The 26669-nt window shown below is 38.2% G+C and carries 23 protein-coding genes and 1 tRNA gene; 4 read left to right on the top strand and 20 right to left on the bottom strand.

What is annotated here, in order from left to right; genetic code table 11:
- Positions 1-307: 307 nt before the first annotated feature.
- Positions 308-709 carry an START-like domain-containing protein gene (locus CA2015_RS15295; protein WP_048644558.1) on the bottom strand — a complete coding sequence of 134 codons (402 nt, stop codon included), beginning with the start codon at positions 707-709 and terminating at the stop codon, positions 308-310.
- A 93-nt stretch (positions 710-802) separates the two neighbouring features.
- Between CA2015_RS15295 and CA2015_RS15290 the strand changes: the two genes are divergently transcribed.
- Positions 803-879 (top strand) — tRNA-Met (locus CA2015_RS15290).
- A 277-nt stretch (positions 880-1156) separates the two neighbouring features.
- Here the strand turns inward: CA2015_RS15290 and rplT are convergent.
- The 4 genes from rplT to thrS form a co-directional block, all read right to left on the bottom strand.
- Positions 1157-1501 (bottom strand): 50S ribosomal protein L20, encoded by a 345-nt coding sequence (gene rplT, locus CA2015_RS15285; protein ID WP_048642681.1) that lies wholly within the window; start codon positions 1499-1501, stop codon positions 1157-1159.
- Between the two features lie 97 nt (positions 1502-1598).
- The gene (gene rpmI, locus CA2015_RS15280) at positions 1599-1793 is read right to left on the bottom strand and encodes a 50S ribosomal protein L35 (protein ID WP_048644557.1); all 195 of its coding nucleotides are present in this window, start codon (positions 1791-1793) and stop codon (positions 1599-1601) included.
- Positions 1794-1815: 22 nt separating this feature from the next.
- On the bottom strand, positions 1816-2367 hold the full coding sequence (gene infC / locus CA2015_RS15275; protein WP_084011801.1) for a translation initiation factor IF-3: 552 nt from the start codon (positions 2365-2367) through the stop codon (positions 1816-1818).
- Positions 2368-2452: 85 nt separating this feature from the next.
- Entirely contained in the window at positions 2453-4408 is a 1956-nt protein-coding gene (gene thrS / locus CA2015_RS15270) for a threonine--tRNA ligase (RefSeq protein ID WP_048642680.1), read from the bottom strand.
- 836 nt (positions 4409-5244) lie between these two features.
- On the opposite strand from thrS, the gene CA2015_RS15265 reads away from it, so the two are divergent.
- On the top strand, positions 5245-5661 hold the full coding sequence (locus CA2015_RS15265; RefSeq protein WP_048644556.1) for a DUF6157 family protein: 417 nt from the start codon (positions 5245-5247) through the stop codon (positions 5659-5661).
- A 23-nt stretch (positions 5662-5684) separates the two neighbouring features.
- On the opposite strand, the gene CA2015_RS15260 is transcribed toward CA2015_RS15265, so the two are convergent.
- The 6 genes from CA2015_RS15260 to CA2015_RS15235 all read right to left on the bottom strand — a co-directional run bounded on the left by CA2015_RS15260 (position 5685) and on the right by CA2015_RS15235 (position 14196).
- A complete protein-coding gene (locus CA2015_RS15260; RefSeq protein ID WP_048642679.1) occupies positions 5685-6371 on the bottom strand; it encodes a TrmH family RNA methyltransferase in 687 nt (228 codons plus the stop codon).
- A 12-nt stretch (positions 6372-6383) separates the two neighbouring features.
- Positions 6384-8972, bottom strand: coding sequence for a DNA gyrase/topoisomerase IV subunit A (locus CA2015_RS15255; protein WP_048642678.1), 2589 nt, complete (start codon positions 8970-8972; stop codon positions 6384-6386).
- 239 nt (positions 8973-9211) lie between these two features.
- Positions 9212-11116, bottom strand: coding sequence for a DNA topoisomerase IV subunit B (locus tag CA2015_RS15250; protein WP_048642677.1), 1905 nt, complete (start codon positions 11114-11116; stop codon positions 9212-9214).
- A 19-nt stretch (positions 11117-11135) separates the two neighbouring features.
- Positions 11136-11633, bottom strand: a complete 498-nt coding sequence (locus CA2015_RS15245; RefSeq protein ID WP_048642676.1) for a hypothetical protein — start codon at positions 11631-11633, stop codon at positions 11136-11138.
- A 96-nt stretch (positions 11634-11729) separates the two neighbouring features.
- A complete protein-coding gene (locus CA2015_RS15240; protein WP_048642675.1) occupies positions 11730-13322 on the bottom strand; it encodes a sialate O-acetylesterase in 1593 nt (530 codons plus the stop codon).
- A 70-nt stretch (positions 13323-13392) separates the two neighbouring features.
- Positions 13393-14196: a phenylalanine 4-monooxygenase gene (locus CA2015_RS15235; protein ID WP_048642674.1), complete on the bottom strand. Its 804-nt coding sequence runs from the start codon at positions 14194-14196 to the stop codon at positions 13393-13395.
- Positions 14197-14496: 300 nt separating this feature from the next.
- Between CA2015_RS15235 and CA2015_RS15230 the strand changes: the two genes are divergently transcribed.
- Together CA2015_RS15230 and CA2015_RS15225 are read left to right on the top strand one after the other, a co-directional pair.
- The gene (locus tag CA2015_RS15230; protein WP_048642673.1) at positions 14497-15063 is read left to right on the top strand and encodes a Crp/Fnr family transcriptional regulator; all 567 of its coding nucleotides are present in this window, start codon (positions 14497-14499) and stop codon (positions 15061-15063) included.
- 53 nt (positions 15064-15116) lie between these two features.
- Positions 15117-15569 carry a DoxX family protein gene (locus tag CA2015_RS15225; RefSeq protein WP_048642672.1) on the top strand — a complete coding sequence of 151 codons (453 nt, stop codon included), beginning with the start codon at positions 15117-15119 and terminating at the stop codon, positions 15567-15569.
- A gap of 442 nt (positions 15570-16011) precedes the next feature.
- Here CA2015_RS15225 and CA2015_RS15210 read toward each other — a convergent pair whose 3' ends face one another.
- The 9 genes from CA2015_RS15210 to CA2015_RS15170 form a co-directional block, all read right to left on the bottom strand.
- The gene (locus tag CA2015_RS15210; RefSeq protein ID WP_048642669.1) at positions 16012-17031 is read right to left on the bottom strand and encodes a bifunctional 3-deoxy-7-phosphoheptulonate synthase/chorismate mutase; all 1020 of its coding nucleotides are present in this window, start codon (positions 17029-17031) and stop codon (positions 16012-16014) included.
- The gene (trpA, locus tag CA2015_RS15205; RefSeq protein WP_048644555.1) at positions 17028-17801 is read right to left on the bottom strand and encodes a tryptophan synthase subunit alpha; all 774 of its coding nucleotides are present in this window, start codon (positions 17799-17801) and stop codon (positions 17028-17030) included. Before trpA ends, CA2015_RS15210 begins: the two co-directional genes overlap by 4 nt.
- Positions 17802-17806: 5 nt before the next feature.
- Positions 17807-18985: a tryptophan synthase subunit beta gene (trpB, locus tag CA2015_RS15200; RefSeq protein WP_048642668.1), complete on the bottom strand. Its 1179-nt coding sequence runs from the start codon at positions 18983-18985 to the stop codon at positions 17807-17809.
- 6 nt (positions 18986-18991) lie between these two features.
- On the bottom strand, positions 18992-19645 hold the full coding sequence (locus CA2015_RS15195) for a phosphoribosylanthranilate isomerase (RefSeq protein ID WP_048642667.1): 654 nt from the start codon (positions 19643-19645) through the stop codon (positions 18992-18994).
- Positions 19642-20463 (bottom strand): indole-3-glycerol phosphate synthase TrpC, encoded by an 822-nt coding sequence (trpC, locus tag CA2015_RS15190; protein WP_048642666.1) that lies wholly within the window; start codon positions 20461-20463, stop codon positions 19642-19644. The genes CA2015_RS15195 and trpC overlap by 4 nt, the downstream gene beginning before the upstream one ends.
- A gap of 2 nt (positions 20464-20465) precedes the next feature.
- Complete coding sequence (trpD, locus tag CA2015_RS15185) at positions 20466-21476, bottom strand: anthranilate phosphoribosyltransferase (RefSeq protein WP_048642665.1); 1011 nt, start codon at positions 21474-21476, stop codon at positions 20466-20468.
- A gap of 3 nt (positions 21477-21479) precedes the next feature.
- Entirely contained in the window at positions 21480-22058 is a 579-nt protein-coding gene (locus tag CA2015_RS15180) for an anthranilate synthase component II (RefSeq protein ID WP_048642664.1), read from the bottom strand.
- A 24-nt stretch (positions 22059-22082) separates the two neighbouring features.
- Positions 22083-23489: an anthranilate synthase component I family protein gene (locus tag CA2015_RS15175; protein ID WP_048644554.1), complete on the bottom strand. Its 1407-nt coding sequence runs from the start codon at positions 23487-23489 to the stop codon at positions 22083-22085.
- A gap of 276 nt (positions 23490-23765) precedes the next feature.
- The gene (locus tag CA2015_RS15170) at positions 23766-25703 is read right to left on the bottom strand and encodes a polysaccharide biosynthesis protein (RefSeq protein WP_084011799.1); all 1938 of its coding nucleotides are present in this window, start codon (positions 25701-25703) and stop codon (positions 23766-23768) included.
- Positions 25704-26669 lie beyond the last annotated feature (966 nt).

The raw sequence follows: 26669 nt of genomic DNA, 5'->3' as shown, positions 1-26669 counted from the left end.
ACAAATCATCCAACAATCCTTCCTGTATACACACAGTTTAACCGAAATATGCAATAGACAATCTATTAGGTGCTGAAATCGATTCAAAACCAGCCACTTCCTTGCTGTTTTCAATTTTACCATAGCGGTGCTATAATAAAATCTCAAAACAACCTGATTTTCTGGCGATTGCAACAGCTCCCATAAACACAGGATAGACATCACCCCTGGCTATCATAAGGGGTGATAAATCCTATTACATAATCCGTGTTTCAAAGACGAAGCAAAATTGAACATATTATGTTAAAAATGATAATTATAAAGCATTTTATCCTCCAATTATCTCTTTTAGGGAGCCAATTAACCCTTCCCAAATAGATTGCTGTTCCTGTTCGTCGTAAGCATCACCATATTCGACTACCCGCAGGTAAAAGGTTTGGGTTAATTCGTTTTCGTCCAATTTAAATTCAATAAAAGGATGGTCGGTTTCTTCATCCTCCTCTTCATCAGGATCAAAGAATTCAAATTTCACATGGTGATTTAACCGCATTATCACAGCGCGGGCATAATGACTCTCTCCGTCATAAATGAAATTATAGACCTTATCCTCATTTATTAACACATCATCGGCAAACCATTGGGACAAACCACTGGCTGTGCTTAAATAAGGATAAATAATTTTTTTGGAGCTATTTATCTGATAATCTGAAACAAACTTAATTTTCTCCATGACCTTTGTATTTCTAGTTGTAAAAAGTAATATTTTTTTTAGGCCCTTGATTTGCAATTCAAGGATTATACTCACATATTTGCATTCCCAATTGGCGAGGTAGCTCAGATGGTTAGAGCGCAGGATTCATAACCCTGAGGTCAGGGGTTCAACTCCCCTCCTCGCTACCAACAAAAAGGTCTCTTATTTTTAAGAGACCTTTTTTTTTGTCATTCATCTCTTTAATCACTGAAAACAAAGACCTTACCTTTATAATTAAAGGTTAATGGTTAAACACCTGTTCTCATTTCATTAATTGCCAATGATTGGGTTCAGGTATTAGTCTCCCAAAAGATAGGTAAACCATAAGTAATATAAGGAAAATTTCAAAAAATAAACCCTTTAAAAAAAATGAGGGCATAAAAAAACCCTCCAAAGAGGGTTTTTTTATAATAGTTTGCACTATTTTTATTTTACTTTTTCAACAATAGCTTTAAAAGCAACTGGATGATTCATTGCAAGATCTGCAAGCACTTTTCTATTAAGATCTATCTCTGCTTTTTTCAACATTCCCATAAACTGAGAATAGCTAACGCCATATTGTCTGGCTCCGGCATTGATCCTTTGAATCCAAAGTGCTCTGAATTCTCTCTTCTTTACTTTTCTATCCCTGTAAGCATACTGAAGTCCTTTTTCATACTTGTTTTTTGCTACAGTCCAAACGTTTTTCCCTCTTCCGAAGTAACCTTTGGTGGCTTTTAATACTTTTTTTCTCCTAGCTCTTGAAGCTACTGAATTGACCGATCTTGGCATGTTTTTTTTAGTTTTTGACTTTTGGTGCTTTCAGATTTTCTGATAAGACTTGTAAACCAAAGGCCTGGTGAATTAAATAACCTGTTGAATTTTAAGATTAGATTCTAAGCATTGCTTTTACTCTTCCCTCATCTGACTCATGTACTTCTCCCATTTGGGTAAGATTTCTCTTCCTTTTGGTAGACTTTTTAGTCAAAATGTGGCTTTTGAAAGCATGCTTCCTTCTTATCTTCCCAGACGCAGAAAGCTTGAACCTTTTCTTAGCACTTGATTTAGTTTTAACTTTTGGCATTACCGTATATATATTAGTTGAATTATTTTTTGCCTGCCTTTGGAGAAACGAAAATATTCATTCTCTTCCCTTCCATTTTAGGTAATTGTTCTACCTGACCATAATCTTCAAGAGCCTGAGCAAATTTCAGCAGTAGCATCTCTCCTCTTTCTTTAAAAACAATGGTACGTCCTACGAAATGGACATAAGCTTTAACTTTAGCCCCATCTTTAAGGAAGTTGATGGCATGTTTCAATTTAAAATCAAAATCATGGTCATCAGTATTAGGTCCAAATCTAATTTCTTTCACTACAGTTTTAGCTGCATTGGATTTGATCTCTTTTTGCTTTTTCTTTTGTTCGTATTTGAACTTAGCATAATCGATCACCTTACAAACTGGTGGTGAGGCGGAAGGAGAAATTTCAACGAGATCAAGTCCATTATCTTCAGCCAGAGCTACCGCTTTATCAGTAGCCATTACTGCGTTACCTCCCTCTACAAAATCTCCTACAACCCTGACCTCTCTGGCCCTAATTTTTGAATTTACTTTATATGGTTCCTCTTGTCTCGGAGTATACGTTCTTTTTCCTCTCAAAATAGTTATGGTTGTTTTTTAAAGTTTCAATTTGCAAATATCTAATAATTTTTTAAATATTAAAAATCAACAAATTATATTCTTGTTATTTATTCAATGATTCCTTTATGATTCCTTGAAAGAAGTCAACAAAAGCGTTCAATTCGAAAGTACCTATATCCCCTTCTCCATGTTTACGGAGGGATAATTTATTCTCCTCTTGCTCTTTCTCGCCCACTATCACCATAAAAGGAATTTTCTTAACCTCAGCATCTCTGATCTTTCTACCGATTTTCTCATCCCTATTGTCAATATCACCGGTAATGCCGTTTTCATCCAAAACAGACTTCAACTTAGCTGCATAATCAGCATACTTCTCTGATATTGGCAATATAATCAACTGCTCAGGTGCCAGCCAAAGAGGGAAATTACCTCCACAGTGCTCAATTAGAACAGCTACAAATCGCTCCAAAGAACCAAATGGCGCCCTGTGGATCATCACAGGCCTGTGTTTCTGATTGTCAGAGCCGGTATATTCCAATTCGAATCTCTGAGGTAATTGATAATCTACCTGAATAGTTCCCAACTGCCAACTTCTGCCAAGGGCATCCTTGACCATAAAGTCTAGCTTCGGTCCATAAAATGCAGCTTCGCCTTTCTCCGTAACAGTGTCTAGACCTTTTTCTTCTGCTGCTTCGATAATCGCTTGCTCGGCTTTGTTCCATGCAGCCTCTTCTCCTATGTATTTACCCATATTCTCAGGGTCCCTAAGCGAAATTTGTGCAGTATAGTTGTCAAAACCTAGGGCTTTGAAAACATATAAAACCAAGTCTATAACTTTTACAAACTCTTCCTTGACCTGATCTTGCCTACAAAATATGTGTGCATCATCTTGAGTAAATCCACGTACTCGAGTCAAGCCATGTAGTTCCCCACTTTGCTCATACCTATAAACCGTTCCAAACTCAGCATACCTGACCGGAAGGTCTTTGTATGACCTTGGTTTGTATTTATAAATTTCACAATGGTGAGGACAATTCATAGGTTTTAATAAAAACTCCTCTCCCTCATGTGGTGTGGTTATTGGCTGAAATGAATCTTTACCATATTTCTCATAATGACCTGAGGTTTCATACAAGGCCTTATGACCTATATGTGGTGTAATTACCTGCTCATAGCCGGAATGATCTTGTTCTTTTTTAAGGAAAGCCACCAATCGCTCTCTCAAAAGGGTTCCCTTCGGCAACCACAAAGGCAATCCCATGCCTACTTTTTCTGAAAACGTAAATAGCTCTAGCTCTCTACCTAATTTTCTATGATCTCTTTTCTTAGCTTCTTCAAGTAGGTAAAGGTATTCTTTCAATTCCTTCGCCTTTGGAAAAGTAATGCCGTATATACGGGTCAGCATTTTGTTCTTTTCGTCACCTCTCCAATATGCCCCTGCTATATTTAGCAATTTAACCGCTTTTACGAATCCTGTATGCGGAATGTGTGGCCCTTTACAAAGGTCGGTAAATCCACCTTGCTCATAAAAGGTTATGGTTCCATCGTCAAGTCTTTCCAAAAGGTCTAACTTGTACTCATCTCCTTTTTCTTTGAAATAGGCAATTGCTTCTTCCTTTGAAATGTCTTTTCTGACAAATTCATTTTTCTGTCGGGCCAATTCAATCATTTTGGCCTCAATTTTTTCCAGCTCCGCTCCTTCTAGGGTCTTGTCCCCAAAATCAACGTCATAGTAAAAACCGTTTTCAATAGGTGGTCCTATACCAAATTTTATACCAGGATATAAATCCTCTAAAGCTTCTGCAAGTAAATGTGCCGAAGAATGCCAAAAGGTGGACTTTCCTCCAACGTCATTCCATGTTAACAATTCAATACTTACATCTTGATTGATAGGACGCGTGGCATCCCATATTTCACCATTGATTTTGGCAGCCAAAACATTCCTCGCCAACCCATCACTGATGCTCATCGCAATCACTATACTGTTTACTCCTTTTTCAAATTTCCTGACAGATTTATCAGGAAATGTTACTTTAATCTCATTATCAATACTTGACATGTATTCATTTTATTTATGATAAATCACCTTTACAAACAGGTGTTTTTAAACGCTTACTTTTCCAAAAATCAAAGTTTTCATTGCAATAAACTACAATAAAAAAGGTGCTATACCGATGCTGTATTCAAACCCATTAACCCCCTTATCCCTCGATAGGAATTATCTGGCATCTTGTGATTTATTCACAGACCACCAAAAGTAAGGCGTTTTCCTGATTTACGGACTGCAAATATGCAAATTCGACAGGGTAAATAAAAGAGTAGGCCTTGCTTATCTTTTGCTTTGAACCTACGGAAAGGTGAAAATATTTCTCAAACGACCGCTTTACCTATTTTAAAGCTTATTAACAAGTATATTTAGTTACTCAAAAGCCACACCAAACTAAAAAAAACATCTTATTATTTTCTCCATGGAAGTAAATGATGCATCCGGTGATCCCAAAGGCTATCCATGGAAATAAATGTGTATAGTTATAATCAAAAGGAAAAAAATAAATCTATGGATTAGAAAAAAAAAAAATTATTTTTAAACCGGATTATGTAATAGAATTTCTTCGCCCTGACGTTAGTCAGGGGTGATGCCTGTCCCGTGTTTACGGGAAGTGTTGCAATCGCAAGAAAATCAGGCTGTTTGGAGATTTTAGCATAGCACCGCTTTGGTGAAATTGAAAACAGCAACGATTGGGTATTTTAAAGCGATTTCAGCACGTATTAGAATGTCTATTGCATATTTCGGGTTTTAAGTATTCCATATAACATATGGCTACGCAAAAAACTGCTTTTTCAAAATATTGAGGTTCCCCAACCTTGGACAAGTACTATAAAACCAACGATGAAATGAAAATTCATACGACCAATTACAAAAACGTTTTCATTGAGGTTGCAGAAGATTGCCCGGTGGACATGGGGGTAATTCCTCCCCTAAAAGGCGATAAGAAAACGATAGCCAACATGCAGTTTGAAATATTGAATAAAGCACCTTATCAATACACCTCTGATGAGGTTTTGTTTCAGGTTTTTGCCAATAGAAATGATTTAACCCAGGAAGAATTTGCCCAAGCGAAATCTGAATTTTTCTCCAAAGGTCAACCTTGTTTTCGGGCCTCTCCATTGACTAAGCGATATGGCTTTGGAATTCACTGTAATGAAGAGAGCAAAATAGCGATGTATGGTATGGAAACTTTAGAATATGCCAAGTACTTGGCCAACAAGTCTATCGGGAAAGTCAAAGCAATGCGATCAAAACGAGGCTGAAATTGTAATCGAAAAAGGCATTATTATTTCTTGAAAAATGCCCGCTTATGTGCGGCGGAGTGTTTGACAATCTCCTGGTACCAGCGGTATTTCAACACGGTTTTCTCCATTTTATTTAGAAAATAGTTTTCGACTGACTTACCTTCTAACTTTTCTTGGAGTGCATAAAGGCAAATGGCAGCACTCACGGAAATATTAAAACTTTCAGTGAATCCTTTCATAGGAATATGAACCAAGCCGTCTGCGGCCTCAATGGCGGCATTGCTCACGCCCTCATGTTCATTGCCAAAGACCAATGCCAATGGTTGATCGATGGACAATTCACTAAGAGGTAAACTTCCTTCTCTAGGGCTTGTAGCTAATATTTTGTAGCCCTTTTGTCTAAGTTGACGAAAGCACTCAGATGTGGCGTTTCCTGAGGCATTGTCGTATTTATGTAAGTCTACCCATTGCGCAGCGCCTCTGGTCACGTAAGGGTTTACCGCATAGCTTTCATTGCCATCTATAAGGTGGACATCCTGAATCCCAAAGCAATCAGCCGTTCTTAAAACGGCTGAGGCATTGTGAGGCTTGTAGATATTTTCCAAAACCATGGTAATGTACCTGGTTCTATTCCCCAATACTTTATCTATCAAAGCTTTTTTATGTGGGGTCACATATTCAGACAAGTAGTCCAAAAAAGCCAGTTCGTCATCGTCCAATTGCTCCATAATGAATGAGAATTAAAACAATCCTAATTGTTCTTTGTCATCCTCTTCACCCGAATCTCCTGACTCCTTCTTCTCCTGATCTGTGGCATCTTTTTTCTTTTCCGGTTGTTTTACTGATTCTACTAATTCCACACCTGTTACTTTATGATTGCTAAGGCGATTCCCTACAGATTTCCACCCTTTCACATCGATAAGCATGTCCATGTCATACACCTTTTCCTCTACACCATCTTCAAGCTTAAATTTGACCTTAACCTGAGGTTGTTTTTCCGTAGACACTACAATTAGCTTCGATTGCTTATGGTCAGAAATAAAATTGAATTTCTTATTTAAGGTAGAAGTTTCGATAACGAACCGCTTTACATAATGCATTTTATGAATTCCATCGTAGTAAATAGAAGAAACCACACTCTCCGGATCGTATTTTTCTATTAGCAAGAGGTTCTCGGCATCAAACCTATTGGTCAATTCAAAGTTTGTCAATTCATAACTTCCATCCTTGAAAAACACCAACACCTTGTCTTCACCTAAGAAGTTGCCTACAAAATCTCCTCTTTCGTCAGTGTTTAACCTTCCTACCGAAGGATCAAAATAAATATCCAGCCCTCCTAGAGTAGAGACCCCTTCCATTTTGAGCTGAATTTTTCGTACTGGGTATTTGGTAAGAATATTTCCTTGTGCCCCCCGGCCTTTGATTTCTAGGTCCTTAAAGTCAAAATCAAAAACCTTGACCCTTGCTTTAGCTCCAGCCGTCAAAAAGACAGTAATGATCTCTGCTTCTCCATTTGCATTGGCTGTAAAGTACAGTACTTTAGATCCCTTGGTCCCTTTGGTGAGCACATATTCTCTGTCTCGGGTGACACTCAAAACCTGAAAGCGTTTGATCATGGTTCTCCCTGAGGCTCCATCCAAATAGATCAAGTTGTAAACCATGCGTTCATCTCCCTTTCGGAAGACAGCGACATGTATAATGTCCTTCCCTACAAAACCCTTGTCCTGAATTTTGGTGACCATACATACTCCATCCCGTCTGAAAATAATAATGTCATCCAAGTCAGAGCAATCGCACACAAACTCATCTTTCTTCAATCCATACCCAACAAATCCATCAACCCTATTGACATATAATTTGGCATTGTTGGCTGCTACTACACTTGCAGCAATGGTATCAAAAGTTCTGGCTTCTGTTTTTCTTTCCCGACCTTTTCCATATTTACTCAGTAAATTCTTATAATACTGAATGGCATAATCAGTCAAGTTTTCCAGGTGATGGTTGACTTCCTCTAATTCCTCATTAAGCTTTCGCATCAACTCATCCGCCTTAAAGGTATCAAACTTGGAAATACGTTTGATCTTTATTTCCGTCAAGCGGACAATGTCATCTCTTGTAATCTCTCTGTAAAAATCCGGTTTGAAAGGTTCTAATCCCTGGTCTATTGTTTCAATAACTGCCTCCCAGGTTTCGCACTCCTCAATGTCTCGGTAGATTCTGTTTTCAATAAATATCTTTTCCAGAGAAGAGAAAAGTAGTTTTTCTAAAAGCTCACCCTTCTTGATCTCCAGTTCCCTGTTCAATAAGTCCTTGGTCTGTAAAGTATTGGTTTCCAGAATTTGGTTGACCTTCAGAAAGACAGGTTTGTCGTTTATGATCACACATGCATTGGGAGAGATGCTGACTTCACAGTCTGTAAAAGCATAAAGGGCATCGATGGTCATGTTGGGTGATTGCCCTGGAGCGAGCTGAATCATAATTTCAACATCCTTCGCTGTGTTGTCAACGACCTTTTTAATCTTTATTTTGCCCTTATCATTTGCTTTGATGATGGAATCTATAAGGGAATTGGTGGTAGTCCCAAATGGGATCTCCTTAATCAAGAGGGTCCTGTTGTCCTCCTCTTCAATCTTAGCCCTAACTTTTACTTTCCCACCTCTCAGGCCTTCATTGTACTCAGAAAAGTCTGCATAGCCTCCTGTATTAAAATCAGGAAGAATATTGGTCTTTTTTCCTTTGAGTATCTGAATGGACCCTTCAATCAATTCGCAAAAATTGTGAGGTAAAATTTTGGTGCTTAAGCCCACAGCTATCCCCTCCACTCCTTGCGCCAATAGCAAAGGGAACTTAACAGGGAGTGTTACAGGTTCCTTTTTCCTGCCATCGTAGGAGAGTTGCCATTCAGTGGTTTGAGGGTTAAACACAACCTCTAAGGCAAACTTAGACAAGCGTGCCTCAATGTACCTGGCAGCCGCAGCCCCATCCCCTGTTCTGACATCACCCCAGTTACCCTGGGTTTCAATAAGCAGTTCTTTTTGCCCCAAATTCACAATAGCATCACCAATAGAAGCATCGCCATGGGGGTGGTATTGCATGGATTGACCAATGATATTGGCAACTTTATTGAAACGGCCATCATCCATTTCTTTCATCGCATGCATTATCCTACGCTGAACAGGTTTAAGCCCATCCTCTATTGCAGGTACTGCACGCTCCAAAATAACATAAGAAGCATAATCCAAAAACCAATCCTGATACATTCCAGAAACAGGGACCGCATTGTGTAACCCTTCGTTTCCTTTCATTGGTAAATCTTTTTCTTCACTCATGAATTAAATTCATTTTTGTTTAAGTAGTCAGATAAAATCCCGAAACACTTAAATCTTATTTCCGAACCGAAAATATTAAGTTGATATTTTTTGAAACTGAACTTAAAAGGCCCATCCCTGATCGCTATGGTGATTTAAAACCTTATCGATTAATTTCAAATTGAAAATTAAATAAGAAATAGGGTTAACTTAAAATTAACCCAAGAAATGAGCTAGACCTTCTATGACAAGTGGCAAGTCTAAGCGACTTCCTTTTCATCTTCCTCCTCTTCATTGTCCTGCTCTGAAGCGCCAAGATCAAGGTCTTTTTCCACCTTCAATCTGCTTATAATAAACTCTTGACGAGTAGGTGTATTTTTACCCATATAAAAGCCAAGCAGGTCAGCTATTTTTGTTTCTTTGTTCAAGATAATTGGTTCCAGTCGTATGTCCTCACCTATAAACCCTCCAAATTCATTCGGAGAGATTTCACCAAGTCCTTTGAAACGGGTAATTTCTGCTGTTTTTCCCAATTTATGAATCGCATGTTGACGTTCTTCATCGGTATAGCAGTAAATGGTTTCTTTCTTATTTCTCACCCTAAAAAGTGGGGTATCAAGAATAAATAAATGCCCATTTTTGACCAAATCAGGAAAAAACTGAAGAAAATAAGTCATTATCAGTAGGCGGATGTGCATACCATCCACATCGGCATCAGTAGCAATCACAATTTTCCTATACCGCAACCCTTCAATTCCATCCTCTATGTTTAATGCATGTTGTAAAAGGTTGAACTCTTCATTTTCATAAACAACCTTTTTGGTCATCCCAAAACAGTTTAGCGGCTTACCTCTCAAAGAAAACACAGCTTGTGTCTGAACATTACGTGATTTAGTAATAGACCCAGATGCTGAATCCCCTTCCGTTATAAACAGCATGGTTTCATTTTTCTGTTCATCTTTGGCCTTATTGTCGTCATAATGCACCCGACAATCACGCAATTTCTTATTGTGGAGGTTGGCTTTTTTGGCCCTTTCATTGGCCAGTTTTTTTATACCGGATATTTCTTTCCTTTCTCTTTCAGACTGAAGAATCCTTTTAAGGATGGCATTGGCCGTATCCGGATGTTTGTGTAGGTAATTGTCCAGTTCAACCTTTACAAAATCATTTACAAAAGTACGTAAGGTAGGGCCATCAGGTCCTACACTCTGAGAACCCAACTTGGTTTTGGTTTGTGACTCAAAGACTGGTTCCATCACCCTTACAGCAATGGCAGCCACCACTCCTTGTCGAATATCTGCAGCATCATAGTCCTTTTTAAAGAACTCTCTTATGGATTTAACAATGGACTCCCTAAAGGCTGCCAGGTGAGTTCCTCCCTGTGTAGTAAACTGACCGTTTACGAAAGAATAATACTCCTCTCCATACTGATTGGTATGGGTTAGGGCCATTTCTATATCACTGCCCTTAAGGTGTATGGTCGGGTATCTCCTACTGTCATCATCTACCTTTCTGTCCAATAAATCCAGCAGTCCATTTTGAGAGTAATATTTTACCCCATTAAAATTTATGGTTAGCCCACTGTTCAAGAAGGCATAATTCCATATTTGATTTTCCAGGTATTCTGGAATAAAATGGTAGTTCTTGAATACAGAAGAATCAGGAGAGAAAATGATCTTTGTTCCATTTCTCTCTGAGGTTTTAGTTATCTCCCGATCTTCAACCAACTCCCCTTTGTTAAATTCAGCTACCTTTGTTTGGCCTTCCCTATAGGATTGGACCATAAAATATTCAGAGAGGGCATTTACCGCCTTGGTACCCACTCCATTAAGTCCAACAGATTTTTGGAATGCTCCTGAATCGTATTTTCCTCCTGTATTGATCTTAGACACACAATCTACCACCTTCCCTAAAGGAATTCCTCGACCATAATCCCTAATTTCCACCTTATGCTCACTGATCTTCACCTCAATGGTGCGACCATTTCCCATCATGTGTTCATCAATACTATTGTCAAGGATCTCCTTTACCAAAACATAAATTCCATCATCCTGTGCACTACCATCTCCCAACTTACCAATGTACATACCCGGCCTAAGTCGGATATGTTCTTTCCAATCAAGTGATTTTATACTGTCTTCGGTATATTGTACGTTTCCTGCCATATCTTAACTGTTTTCTACCTTAAACTGTACCCGTTTTAACCTGTTTCATTTTACCTACAAGTATGAAAAAGAGTCCCATCACCCAAATAATTAATAATAAAGGGACAAGGTAAAAGAAGACATTGTATTCGGTACTCTTTATTTCATTCTGATTGGTAAGACTATGGATGAAAAAAACCATAATGCATGTACATACATTTAAAACTCCGATAAAGGAATAAATCCACGCCAAGATACGATCTCTATATTTATCACCTACTGGAAAAAGTCGCAGCAGAGAGGCATTACTTTTCATTTCAATCATTTTACCTGGAATGATCAGTAATACATTGTAAATGAAAAATATTATTACAGTAATGTAAAAGAAGTTTTCCTTGCTTAATTGTTTCATAGGCAAACCTTTGCTGTTTTGCTCATAAGTAGCAAAGTCAGGCATGGATGCGTATGCATACAAGAAAACAAATAAGAACATTCCAATTGATAGGAAGTAAAAGAATTTAGCAAAGCGGGTGTACATAATTTTTTATTTAGGCAGCAAATATAAAAATTAATCCAGTACCAAAAGCGGAAAGTCTAAACGCCTTTAAGAAAAGAAAATTTAAGCCGTTGGTATTTACCTGAAATTCAGGATCCGGTCTTCCTCATTGCCGATTCCGTGAATAATTAATTTATCTTTTTTTACTGTGACGATTGCGCCAAGAGCAGGCGTTTCGGCTTCTACCATACCTAAAAAGGTGAGATGATGCATACCATTATCATCCTTGAAATAATTTCCTGCATGGTGATGTCCCGACAACCATGCCACCATGGCTGGAGACCCTCCTATGCGGTCCATAACTTCCTTATGGTTAAGTAAATGCAAGCCATTTTCAGGCAACAACGGATAATGACAAAATGCAACAACGTGTTTTCCATCTTTTTCAGCATTTTGTACTATTGACTCCATCCAAGCCAACTGTTCTTGGCCAACCCCTCCATTCCAGGGTTTTACATTATTGGCTCCTCCCTTTTCCAATGTTTCCATCATCTCTAGGGCTTGTGTGTGATTTTTACTCCCTTCAGGGTGACCTCCCACACTGATGTCCATTCCATTGACAACCATAAATACCATGTTGCCGATTTCAAAAGAATGGTAACCTTTTTGGTTATTTATTTTTTCTCCAACCCTTTGTTTGAGGCTATCCAGAACAGAAAAATCATGGTTCCCCCAGACAAATTGGAATGGCGCTTCACTATCCTCCAAAATCGACAAAGGAGCATCAAAACTCTCAAAATCACGGTCAATCAAATCTCCTAGATGCACAGAGAATTCCAAATCATAAGCATTAAGGATAGGTATGGTGCGTTTTAAAGTTTCCAAGGTACCTCGATAATTGCGTTTGCCGACCGTTTCTACATCAGCATACTGAATGTCTGATAGCACTCCGAAGGAAAAACTATCCGTTTGTTTTTTGGCGTCTAATAATTTTATCATTTGATCAGCATATCTCTCTCCAATTAAAATTTGACTTGGGCTATCAAAATGGGTACTATCAAAAGCGGTTGTACCATAGGACAGAGCCACGCCTGTGTTAGGCATTTCTTGAGGAAGGTTAACTAAAAAATCATTCAACGGCTTCCTTACAGGTTTATCTTCAGACAATTGCCCTACAACAAATGGCAACTCAGGTAAATTTAAACTGTCCCTAAAAGCGGTAATCAAGTGACCTATTTTCCCTAGGTATTGGTCTGCTTCCTTTACATCACCTTCACCTTGGTGCCAGATAATTCCTTTTATCTCGCCACTTTCGGCTGCAAGCCTTGCTCGAGAGAGGATCTCATTGAAAAACAATGTGCCGGGCATCCACTCAGCGATAACACTTCCTCCCTTTGCATTGACCACAAGTCCAATTTTTCTCTCTGGACTTTCACTTTGCATTTTTCGGGCAAAACCATATACAGGGCCGAGGCGCTGCATACTTACTACTTTTCTTACACTTGAATACAAGTTGAGCGGATTGACAGCGGGTATCCATTCCTTCCCCGTGAAAAGATAAACACCTTCTAAAGGTGCTTTTAAATCGGGGAGAATTTCTGCTCTTCCAGCCATGTTGGATTGCCCTATGGCTAGGTAAATATCCAAGTCTTTGGCTTCTTGGGCCTGGAGATTTATAGCAAATGGCAATAGAAATACTAAAAATACAAATTTCTTAAAAAGAGCAGACATAGCAGTGATTAAATTATAAATGGGAATTAAGGCCCTAAGATTAAAAAATTTCCCTTACAAATGCCCGTTTTTACTCTGCTTTTTGCAAAAGTTCTTCTAGTTTTTCTTCAATCAAGGGAATTGACATGTACAGCTCTAAGAAATTGTCAATTATAAAATACCTGTCTTGAAATTTATTCTTCCAATAAGGGGTATTCAAAACTGCCTCCACATCGAAATCAAGGTGCTTGGGTTCTTTGGAAAGGCTATATTGAAGTTCACCAGAAGAACTAAGGATACCTGCGCCATAAGCTTTAAGCTTATTGCCCTCCCTTATCAAACCGAAATCAGCTGTATACCAATAGACCCTTGAAATTAATTCTATAGCCAAGGGATTATCTATAAACCGCAATGCTGAATTGGCCAATTGCTGCAAAAACCCAGAGAAAGTAGGGTCCATCAGCATAGGCAAATGGCCAAAAGCATCATGAAATAAATCCGGTTCAAGCAGGTAATCCAGCTCATCGATTTTCCTAAGCCAAGAGGTGACTGGAAATCGCTTGTTTTGTAGTAATCTAAAAAACAATTCATCACTTACAAGCCCTGGAACCACCTGTATTGTCCAACCTGTGGATTCATTCAATCGGTAAGAGGCATCCTTTAGATTGGCAATACTTTTTGATGAAAAACCTATGGCCTCCATGCCTTTTATCACTTCCATAGCTGCTGAATCAGGTAAATTCTTTGCCTGCTTTTCAAAGAGCGTTTCCCAAACTTTATAATCTTCTGGCGTATAAGTCCTAAAATCCTGCTGCAATAAAGCCAAACTGGGGTCGGAAAAAATCCCTTTGGAAAAAATATTCCTCCTTTTATAATTATCAAATTGATTTGCCATGGGTAAATATTCACTAGTTGGTTTAATATCTTTACTTAAATGTTAAACGAAAAATGACAACTAGGGATTATAAAAATGGTTTGGTTTTAACTTAAATTATGAAATAATACAGCAATTGACTGACTATTTTTTCAAGATTAGGTTAAAACTAAAAATTGAACTCATTAGGTACCAATCTGTTATATTTTCTCATTTCCATCAGACAAGGCTAAGTTAGCAATACGATAATTCCTTACCTTAAATATTAGAATTACATCTAGTATATTGGACTTGCTGAAAGGTCGAAAAATTAAGTGAAAAATGAATCAAATCAGGGAATATTTTAACCAATTAATTGGAATAAATGATAGTGATTGGGCCCTATTTTCTTCTAAACTAAAAAAGGGGGAATTTGCTAAAAAAACACCACTGTTAAAAGTGGGGCAAACTGAGAAGTACCTTTCCTTTATAGAAAAAGGCTCAGCCAGATTCTATTTCCCTGGTGAAGATAAGGATTTGACCTTTGGATTTTGTTTCGAAGGTCAATTTGTAAGTGCATATGATTCTTTTTTGACCCAAAAACCCTGCGGATACCAAATAGAAACCATGACCAAAACTACGCTTTGGAGAATTTCACAAAAAGACTTAGAATTCATTTATGCCAATACAAGTATAGGAAATACCATAGGTAGAAAAGCTGCTGAAAATCTTTTTTTGTTAAAATCAGAAAGAGAACTTTCCTTTTTGAATGAAACAGCTGAGCAAAGGTATAGGTCCCTATTCAACAAACGCCCTAAACTAATCCTAGATATTCCTCTTAAATACATTGCCTCATACATAGGGGTTACTCCTCAAGCGCTAAGTAGAATTAGGAGACGAATTTCTTAACTTGGGTTCATTGTAGCGACTAGGAACTTTACCCACCTTTGTATAAAAAAAAGATGAAACCATTTATACTGTTAATCGCTGTTACAATCCTTGCCATAGGCTATATGAAGCTAGTATATGGTGTTTATAATTTCTCTCTATCTGCTAGAATTGGCCTTTCGGCCATGCTACTTTTTACTGCACTGGGCCATTTTTTGTTTACAGAGGGCATGGCAATGATGATTCCAGACTTCCTCCCCTTTAAAAAAGAGCTTGTTTACTTTACAGGCTTAATTGAAATCATGGCTGCCATTGGCTTACATGTGCCACAATTTAGGTTGGTAACTGCCTGGCTATTGATCCTGTTTTTCGTGTTGATTATACCAGCTAACATAAAAGCTTCTATGGAACAAATTGATTATCAAAACGCCACCTTTGAAGGAAATGGATTAGAATATTTATGGTTTCGAATTCCCCTGCAAATCTTATTTATAGGTTGGGTGTATTTTTCATCGATCAGAATTTAAATCCAATTGCCATAGTTCGATTTAACCCGAAATATGCAATAGACATTCTATTACATAATCCGGGTTTAAAATTTTTGAAGGGGGAATTTATTTTTTTTTGGGCGAGCCAATGATTGGCAGATGCATTTCTGTTTTCCATTTCACGTTTAAAATCCCCATTTCTTGCCCTAAAGGGGAATTTTGTACTTTTAGGAATTACAGGTGCGTAGCTGATTTTGAATTTCATCAGACCGGTACAAGGAAACCAATTAAGCTTTTCTTCCCCATTTCAGAAGATACCCCTTCAAGTGGGTAAGGGGAATTACTACGGGAATTTCCTACTATTACTAGCTTTATATTTTAGAATGTTTGCGTTGAAATCCCCCTTTCTTGCCCTAAAGGGGGATTTTGTGCTTATAGGAATTGCAGGTGCGTAGCTGATTTTGCGTTTGGTCCAGTCCTCTTAATGTAAATCAAAAGTCTTTCTCACTTCAAAAATTTTCCTGATATAACCTATCAACTCACTACTTTGAGTAAAATTCAAGGTTTGCTGCCCATCAGAAAAGGCTTTATCCGGATATTCATGCGATTCATAGATTATACCGTCTGCTCCTGCCATCACTCCTGCCAAAGCCATTTGAGGTACAAAATCCCTGATTCCTATACCATGTGAAGGGTCTACTACAACAGGTAAATGTGATTTTGATTTAAGAATTGGAACGGCATTCAAGTCCAAAGTATTCCTACTTGCTCTTTCGTAAGTACGGATTCCTCTTTCACAAAGAATTAGTTTCTCGTTGCCCCCTGAAAATACATATTCCGCAGATTGAAGCAATTCTTCTATAGTACCTGAAATCCCTCTTTTAATAAGGACTGCTTTATCAATTTTCCCTAATTCATCCAGCAAATTAAAGTTTTGTGTGTTGCGGGCGCCTACTTGAAAAACATCTACATAATCATGCATTTCTTCAATTTGAGATACCTGCATGACTTCTGTTACAATTTTTATCCCAGCTGCCTTTGCATGTTGGTGCCAAAGTTTCAAACCTTCCATACCCAAACCCCTAAAGGCATAAGGGCTGCTTCTTGGTTTGAAAACCCCACCTCGCATCATGGTGACCTGATTCTCTTTTAGGTGGGCAATTACACGCTCTATTTGCTCCTCTGACTCTATGGAACAAGGACCGGATATAATGGCCATGTCACCGTCTTTGATTGCAATTCCATCACCAAGGTCAACACTAGTAGGCTTGGCTTTCCATTTTTTAGAAACCAGCTTGTATTCATCAGAAACGACATGGATATCCAAAATCCCCTCCATTGCGCCAATTTTCCTAATGTCATAAGTTACTTTCCCTATACCTATCAGGTAATTCCCTGCCTGGGTTTTAACTTCGGTAACCTTATAACCTATACTATTGACTTTTTGAATTAGATTTTCTTTGGCCTGTGTACTAATATCAGAAATTAGCTGTATGATCATGATAGAATGCCTTTAATAAATGTATTGATTTCTTCTTTTAGGTTTTTTGCTTCACGCAAAACATTAATGAAAGCACTACCAATAATTGCGCCTTGGGCATGTGAGGAAGCCGTTGAAAAGGAAGCCTTGTCAGAAATTCCAAAACCTATAAGCCTTGGGTTTTTAAGTCCCATTTCTGCTACCCTTTCAAAATAAGCTATTTGTTCGGGACTAACGTCTTTTTTCGCTCCAGTTATGCTGGCAGAAGAAACCATGTATATGAAACCATCGGTCTCCCTATCAATCTCACGGATCCTTTCCGGGGAGGTTTGTGGGGATATAAGGAAGGTGTTTCTCAGGTTATACGCTTCAAACAATCCTTTATAAGAATCGATGTACTGCTTCATTGGAAGATCTGGAACAATTAAGCCATCTACCCCAACCTCTTGGCATTTTTTACAAAAATCCTCCATACCATATTGAACTATAGGGTTTAAGTAGCCCATCAGAATTACTGGTATTTTTAATTTCCCTCTTAACTCTGCCAATTGGCTAAACAAGATTTTAAGGGTCATTCCATTGTTTAATGCAATGGTATTGCTGTCCTGTATGGTTGGTCCATCGGCTACGGGGTCAGAATATGGGATTCCTATCTCAATTATATCGGCTCCCGCGTCCTCTATGGCCTCCATAATACTCATGGTATCATTCAGGTTAGGATAGCCTGCAGTAAAATAAATTGAAAGAATATTTCTTTCCTTATTTTTAAATAATTCTTCTATTCTATTCATAGCCATTAGTAATTCCCCCATTTAATATACGTTTCCAAATCCTTGTCACCTCTTCCGGACAAATTGATGACAATTGTATCTGATGCTTTGTATTTCAGCTGGTTCAATGCAGAAAGAGCATGTGCAGACTCGATGGCTGGAATAATACCTTCCAACCTGCTTAATTCTATACCTGCTTTCATGGCATCTTCATCCTCAACAGCCAAAAACTCACCTCTTCCTGAGGCAAATAAATGCGCATGAACAGGACCTATTCCAGGGTAATCCAAGCCTGCTGATATACTGTGCGGCTCTACTACTTGCCCATCTTCAGTTTGCATCAACAAAGTTTTACTTCCGTGTAAAATCCCTGGTTTCCCCAATTGGGTAGTGGCAGCTGATTTTCCGGAATTCACCCCTAATCCTGCTGCTTCTACTGCGATTAAACGAACCCTCTCATCATTATAGTAATGGAAAAATGCTCCAGCGGCATTGCTTCCACCCCCTACACATGCTATGACAATATCAGGATTATCCCTTCCTTCTTTCTCCAATAATTGAGTTTTGATCTCAGCGGAAATAACGGACTGAAACCTAGCTACCATTTCAGGGTAAGGGTGAGGACCTACCACTGATCCGATGATATAATGCGTATCCACAGGATTGTTTATCCATTGACGCATGGCTTCATTGGTAGCATCCTTTAGGGTTTTACTCCCGGAGTTGGCGGGCACTACCGTGGCACCAAGAATTCGCATTCGCTCCACATTTGGTTTTTGCCTCTCCATGTCTATTGCCCCCATATAGACCGTACATTCCATGCCCATTAGCGCACAAACCGTGGCTGTTGCCACTCCATGCTGACCTGCTCCAGTCTCAGCTATAATACGTTTTTTATTTAGCTTTTTAGCTAGGATAATCTGACCGATGGTATTGTTGATCTTATGAGCACCTGTATGACAGAGGTCTTCTCTTTTAAGGTAAATCTTAACACCGTATTTCTCTGACAACCTTTTGGCATGAAACAGAGGTGTTGGTCTCCCTACATAATCTTTTAGGAGACTATCAAATTCTGTTTTAAAAGCTTCGGAAGCCATAATCTGCTCATAATTTTCTCTGAGCTCTTCTATATTAGGGTACAGCATTTCAGGGATATATGCTCCCCCAAAATCACCGTAAAATCCGTTTTCATCAATTTTTATCATTGGTATTTAATTTTTCTTTGATACAACATCATCTTTAATCGCGGCTGTAAATAGCTTTATCTTTTCCAGGTCTTTAATGCCTTTTGAAATCTCAAATTTTGAATTGATATCTATGCCTACCATGGCAGGGAATTTTTGGAAACAATTTTTAAGACTTTCGGTATCCTCAGGGGCTATTCCTCCACTCAACAAAAAAGAGGTTTTAAAAGGATAATTATTCAATAGCTCCCAATTAAACTGGTGTCCGGTGCCTCCATAAGAGGGCCCATCAGTGTCAAATAGAAAATAATCAACCAGTGCTTCGTAGGGTTCTAGCGTCTGCCAATTCCAATCTGCCCCCACACGAAAGACTTTGATAAGCTTCACATTTGATTTTTCTCTGATCGCTTTAAGTAGCTCCGGAGATTCATCTCCATGCAACTGCACCATGGACAAGCCATAATCAGTTACTTTCTTTAGGATCTCATCGGTATTCTCATTGACAAAAACCCCCACTTTAGGAATGCTCAATTGCTTATAAAAGGTAGGTTCTTGACCGAAATTCGGCACATAGCGCCCTGATGGCGGATAAAAGATCATCCCCATCCAATCTACCTCATTAATATGTGTCAATCCTGAAATATTCTCTGGATCGGCCATACCACAAACTTTGAGAATCATGCCTTTACTTGCTCTTTTGATGCCTTCAATAATCGCCTGTACTGCTGCATGAAATTATATGCTGCTTGATGAGGCCTAATGGTTTTCATGAAATTTTCCCCAATCAAAAAGCCATCATAACCAGCATTTTTCAATTGGACCAATTTGGCAGGATCAGAAAGTCCACTTTCAGATATCTTGGTAAATGTATCAGGAATTTCTCCCACCAAATCCAAAGAGGTTTGGGTGTTTACCTCAAATGTTTTCAGGTTGCGGTTATTCACGCCCACTAAATCAACATTTTCATTGAGGCTTTGTTCTAATTCTTCCTTATCATGAACTTCCAATAACACTTCTAATCCAAGACTTTTGGCAAAGGCCGCCAATTCAAAAAGTCTTTTTTGAGGTAGTGCCGCAGCTATTAATAAAATACAATCAGCTCCTATTGACCTGGATTCTATTATTTGGTACTCATCCACCATAAAGTCTTTGCGGAGAATTGGGCAGAAATTAAACTTTCTGGCCAAGCCAAGATCTGCTTCACTTCCACCAAAGAAATCTTTATCTGTTAAAATGGACAATGCTGAAGCTCCAGCCTGCATATAGCCAATGGTAGTTTGCTCCACCGTTGCTGTTCCATTGATCAATCCTTTTGATGGGGATTTTCTTTTAAATTCGGAGATTATACCCGTCTTTTCAGGATCAGTGACATACTTCTTCATCGAAACCACCTTCCCTTCGAAGAATAGGCTTTTCTCCAATAATTTTTGTGGATACAAGGCTTTCCTTTCGGCTATTTCCTCTTTTTTTCGGGCAATTATTTTTTCCAGTATATTCATGTTCAACTGATATTTATAGAGGTTTTTGGGCTAATCAATTCTTTGAAAACCTTAAGAGCTGTCCCATTCTTTAATGTTTCAGTAGCCTTGTCTCTAGCTGTTTCAAGGCTCCAACTTGGTTTGGAGGTAGTCAGGGCAATTGCCGCATTTGCAATTACCACTGCTTCTTGTTCAGCACTCCCCTTACCTTCCAATATATCCATAAAAATGGTGGCGGATTCCTTGATGGTTTTTCCTCCTTTAATCGTTTCAGGCATTATCGTTTTAAAACCCAATTCTTCAGGGCTGATTACTTGCTCGCCACTGTTGGATATCCATTTCAAATCTCCTGTTAAAGAGACTTCATCATAGCCATCAAGGGCGTGAAGTACACTAAACCTGACATCATTGTTTTGGTACAAATACCCATACAACCTTGCTAATTCAAGGCTGAAGACGCCTACCAATTGTTTTTTAGGGAAACTAGGGTTGACCATTGGGCCCAACATATTGAAAAAGGTTTTAACACCTAATTCCTTTCTAACAGGACCAATGTGCTTCATGGCCGGATGAAATAGAGGAGCATGTAGAAAACAAATCCCTGCCCTATCCAAACTGCTTTTCAGTTTGTCAATATCATTTGTAAACTCATAACCAAAATATTCAAGCAAGTTGGATGAACCACAAATAGAGGACACCCCTACATTGCCATGCTTTGCCACAGGCTGACCTGCACCTGCTACAATAAATGATGCCAAAGTGGAGACATTAAATGTATCCTTGCCATCACCTCCCGTACCGCACAAATCAATAGCATCATACTCAGGGATATCTACGGCTATGCATCTTTCTAACATGGCCTCCCTAAATCCCATCAACTCTTCAACCCTCACACTACGCATCATAAATATGGTCAGAAAGGCTGCCATTTGACTGGTATTAACCTCACCAGAAGTCATCTCTTTCAATACCCCCTTAGCCTGCTCTTTGTTAAGGGTTTTATGTTCTATTAGGTGGTTAAGTATTTCTTTCATTGATTAGTTATTTTTTTTGCCCTCAAGCCAGTTTCTGATTATTTGTACACCGTGTTCTGTAAGAATACTTTCAGGATGAAATTGTAAACCTCTAACATCAAATTTCTTGTGTTTGACTGCCATAATTTGCCCATCCGGAGTATTAGAGATCACTTCTAGTTCCTCTGGAAGGATAGTCGCATCTATTACCCAACTGTGGTACCTTCCAACTGTGAAATATTCAGGCAAACCTTCAAATAATGGGTCAGCTTTAATTTTAATCTTGCTAGCAACCCCATGCACTACTTCCGTAAGGTTGATCAATCCTCCTCCGAAAGCCTCTCCAATGGCTTGATTTCCGAGGCATATTCCCAATATATCTTTTGTTGGTGCATATTTCTTGATCAATTCAGGCATTATACCCGCTTCTGAAGGAACGCCAGGACCAGGGGAAAGCAAGATTTTATCGTAGGCATCCACTTCCTCAAGGCTTATTTTATCATTTCTAATGATATCCATCGACTCTCCGTATCCCAACTCTCGGATAATATACACCAAATTATAGGTGAAAGAATCGTAATTGTCCAGTACCAGTATTTTCATTTGTAAATCCTTTTCTAGTAAAATTTAAATTGTCTCAGCGGACTTCAAGGCAACCCTAAGTGCCTCAAGTTTATTGCTTACTTCCTGAAGCTCACTTTCAATAGAGGACTTGGCCACTACCCCTGCTCCTGCCTGAAATCTCAATTGATTGTTTTCCGATACAAATGATCGAATTAAAATGGCATGGTTGAAGTCTCCATTAAAGCCTAAGAATCCAATGGCCCCACCATAGAATTTTCTAGCACTATTTTCAAGCTCATCAATAAGTTCCATGGCCCTGTATTTAGGAGCACCAGAAAGGGTGCCGGCCGGGAAGGTATCTGCAACTAGTTGTAATGGATTAGCTCCATTGGGCAATTCTCCTGTAACTTTGGATACCAAGTGAATGACATGAGAATAGTATTGTATCTCTTTAAAAACCTCAACATTTACTTTCTCAGAAGACCTACTGAGATCGTTTCTGGCCAAATCAACCAGCATTACATGTTCAGAATTTTCTTTAGGATCATCGAATAGCTTAACTGCCAGTTCTGCATCTTCTTTGTCATTTCCTGTACGTTTGAAGGTGCCAGCAATAGGATAAATTGTAGCCTTATTTCCCTTTACCACAATTTGTGCTTCCGGGCTACTACCAAATATCTTGTAGGAACCATAATCAAAGTAAAACAGATAAGGAGAAGGATTTATGGAACGCAATGCCCGATAAACATTAAACTCATCTCCTTTGAACCCTGTGGAAAATGAACGTGACAACACTATTTGAAATACATCTCCCCTAAAGCAGTGTTCCCTTCCTTTAGCTAATATGTCAAGAAACTCATTGTCAGTATAATTGGAACTTTCTTTACCATCAAGACTAAAAGAATAACTTGGTATATTCTTATTGTTGAGTATCATTTCAATCTTTGGGATACCTGACTGCTCTTCGTCTCCTTCCAGATAGTGTTCGAAAATATACAGTTCGTTTTTGAAATGATCCACAACGATCATGTTTTTATAAACCGCGTAGTGAATCAAAGGTGTTGAGCTTGGCTGCGGATTATTGATTTGTATGTCTTCAAAAAAGCTTACTCCATCATATTGAATGTACCCAAACAAGCCATTTGTAATAAACTTAAAGTCTATCTTTTCTTCCTCAAAAGAATTCCCAAACTGCCTAAGCTCATCCATGATATTGTCCTTTTTATAAAGTTTCTTTACTGAGGTAGGCTCCCTGGGTAAAGATTGGTGAACTTCATCATTGATTAAAGAAAAAGTAGCCATTGGTTCGCAACATATGTACGAATAACTGTTTTCATTTCCATGATAATCAGAACTTTCCAACAATATCGTATTGTTGTACCTATCACGAATCTGAAGGTAGATACCCACCGGGGTGATGGTATCCGCCAATAGTTTTTTATACCGGGTTTTGATTCTTATTTTATTCATTTTTTGGGTATTTAAAATAAAAAAAAGGCTTGCCGGGAGTCCAGCAAGCCTAAGTATATCTGATTGATCAAAATTTGGCAATAGTTAGCTGTTTCCCCTTTAGAAGAAGTAAGAAAGCCACCACCAATTTTGATTTTGTTTTTTCATAACGATCAACAAATATAGAAAAGGGGGATCATTTTAAAAAGGTATTTTAATTTAATTTTCAATTCAAATTACCTAAAGGAAAGTTAAGCCATTATATCCCGTCAAATTTGGTTTGGCTTACAATTCCTTTTATGGTTTTAATTCCTGGGCTATTGCTTTTTGATCAATGGCCTCAAATCTAGATTTATGACTTAAGAATTCAGGCACCATTTTCTTCATTTGCCCTACCAAGGTCATTTCACCTTCATTGCCTTCCATATCCAACAATAAAGCGATTTCTAGATTTACTTCATTGAAATTGCCAGGTCTTACCTGGGCTATCTTGATTTTAGGATGATGCGTTTCTAGAGATTTCTCCTGATCATTTAGCACCTCTTCATAAAGTTTTTCACCAGGTCTTAAGCCTGTGATTCGGATCATGATATCCTCATCAGGTTTTTTGCCACTAAGGTGAATCATTTTTCGAGCCAAATCTATAATTTTAACCGGCTCACCCATGTCGAAAACAAAAATTTCACCACCATTTCCCATCACACCCGCTTCCAATACAAGGTCACAAGCTTCAGGAATGGTCATAAAATAACGGGTAACATTCGCGTCAGTAACCGTTAAAGGTCCTCCCTTTTTAATTTGTTCTTTAAACAATGGAATTACTGAGCCATTTGATCCTAAAACATTCCCAAATCTCGTTGTTATAAATCGGGTTCCACCATTGGAGGATTCCCTTAATTTTTTATCAAGGCTTTGAATATACATCTCTGCAATTCGCTTACTGGCTCCCATCACATTCGTAGGATTCACTGCCTTGTCCGTACTCACTAAGACAAATTTCTCCACACCATATTTCACGGCCAAATCTGCCACTGTTTTAGTACCCAATATATTGCACCTAACCGCCTGCACAGGATACCTTTCCATCATTGGCACATGCTTGTAAGCAGCAGCATGAAATATCACTTCCGGCCTATACGTTTTCATTAAGTGATCCAGCGTGTCTTCATCCGTAACATCAGCCAAAACGGTTTGAAGTCCTAAATCCTGAAACTCACTTTCCAAGCGAATTTCTTGTTCGTGAAGCGGAGATTCAGCTTTATCCAGCATAATTAGAAAACCAGGATTGGCACGTGCAACCTGCTTACATATCTCACTACCTATAGAACCTGCAGCACCTGTCACCAATATGGTCTTGCCTTGGAGATAACTGGCTACATTTTTATTTTTCAACATAATGGCATCCCTGCTAAGGAGGTCTTCAATATTTACCTCTCTAAGGCTACCTGTTTTAGCACCGCCATCAACCCATTCATTTACGGGAGTAATGGTAAGCGCATGAATATTAAGTGTGATACATCTATCGATTATTTCTCTTTTTCTGGCAGGAGAAAGCTCAAGCACAGAGATAATCAACTCTTTCACTCCCTTTTCTTTCACCAAGGTATCCAATAATTCCAGTCCACCGTGAACCCTTACGCCTTCAATTTTTTTCTTTTGTTTGGACGGGTCATCATCCAAAAATCCATGAACGTTAAATTTATATTGGCTACTTTTTGATATGGCTTGGTGAATCAAAATACCTGCTTCTCCGGCACCAAAGATTAAAACATCCTTTTCCGGTAAATTTGGTTCTACTTTGTTCTTGATAAGCCTAAAAACCTCCTTAACAAAAAGCCGGTACACCATCAAGAGGGACAAGGAAAGCACTGAAGTTATGACCAGTACGGATAAAGGAAGAAAATGCATACCGGGTACTACATACATACTGTAGCCAATATCCAACAAATAAGCCAAAACGCCGGTAATCACTGTGGTACGTAAAAGCAATAAGCCATCACTTAGGGATGTATGCCTAACAATGCCCACATAACTCTTTGTGAAAAACATGACCAGAGATCCGATCAATAAATAGGCAACCGCTGCCCTGCCTACCTGATAATCAGCCAATGCGACCCAATCAAAATTGGCCCTAAGCCAAAATGCAATAATCGCACATTGAAACATAATAAATCCATCCAGAAAAGCGATAATCCATCTGGGTAAAATGTTGATTTTTTTGTTAAAGTTGATCATAAAAAAGGTTGGTTATAAAAGTCCCATTAAATGGGGCGTTTCTATTAATCTGGGAATTAAGTCTTGTTAAAAATTACTCAAATTAAATTATTCATCTTTGAATCTATAAAAACTAGCAACCTCAACAAACCCTTTTAATACGCTAGTTTTAAACCAATTAGCTCAAATAAAATTGATTGAAGTTACTGAAAAATCCTAATAATTATAAACTATTTGCTTATTTTTTGAAATCCTACTGTTACCGTAAAAATGAACTATTCGCATAATTTTCAGAAAAGTGGTATGTGAATAAAATGATTAATTCTAGTTTAATTTTCAAAGCGATTTTAATGAAAAACCAATTAAATTCTAAGCCTTTTTAAAACTCCCCAAATATACTAAAATAACTTAAAATGTACTATTAGCAATAAAAATGGAACTCAAACAATTCTTTATTTTTTTTATGTGATTTAAACAAAATTTTCGTTTGAATACTGATTTATACTTTTCACACAGTATTTATTGCATTTCTCTTTAAAAATTTCTTGAGATAAAAATTAAAATTTTATAGAAATAAATTATTTCTCTGAGAGAAAAATCCTTACAAATAGAGTGAAATAAAGTTTTATTTTCACTTCCATAGCCAAATTTTGTAATAGGCTAAGTGGTATATGTATCGATAAAATAGGGAAGTAAGGGTAACTAGAAGAGAAAAAAGCAACCAGAGTTTGGACTATAGAACTGAAGTTTAGTCCTGTTGAACAGGAATGTTAATTGAAGGTAGCATAGAAACACTTGATATTGATTGGTTTCAACCTATAGTGCTAAGCCTGTTGTAAACCTCTGCGTGGATGGGGTATAAAAGAAAAAATTAATGCTATAATGGTTCCAACATAATGTTGACCATTGCATAAAAGTGGTGCTAATTCACCTGATTATTCTATTAAAAAAACAAAGTCACTAGGCTACGGTAAATGGTCTGTATAA

The sequence above is a fragment of the Cyclobacterium amurskyense genome (assembly GCF_001050135.1).
In the GTDB taxonomy this organism is placed as follows: domain Bacteria; phylum Bacteroidota; class Bacteroidia; order Cytophagales; family Cyclobacteriaceae; genus Cyclobacterium; species Cyclobacterium amurskyense.
This window is presented reverse-complemented; position numbering and strand designations above follow the sequence as displayed.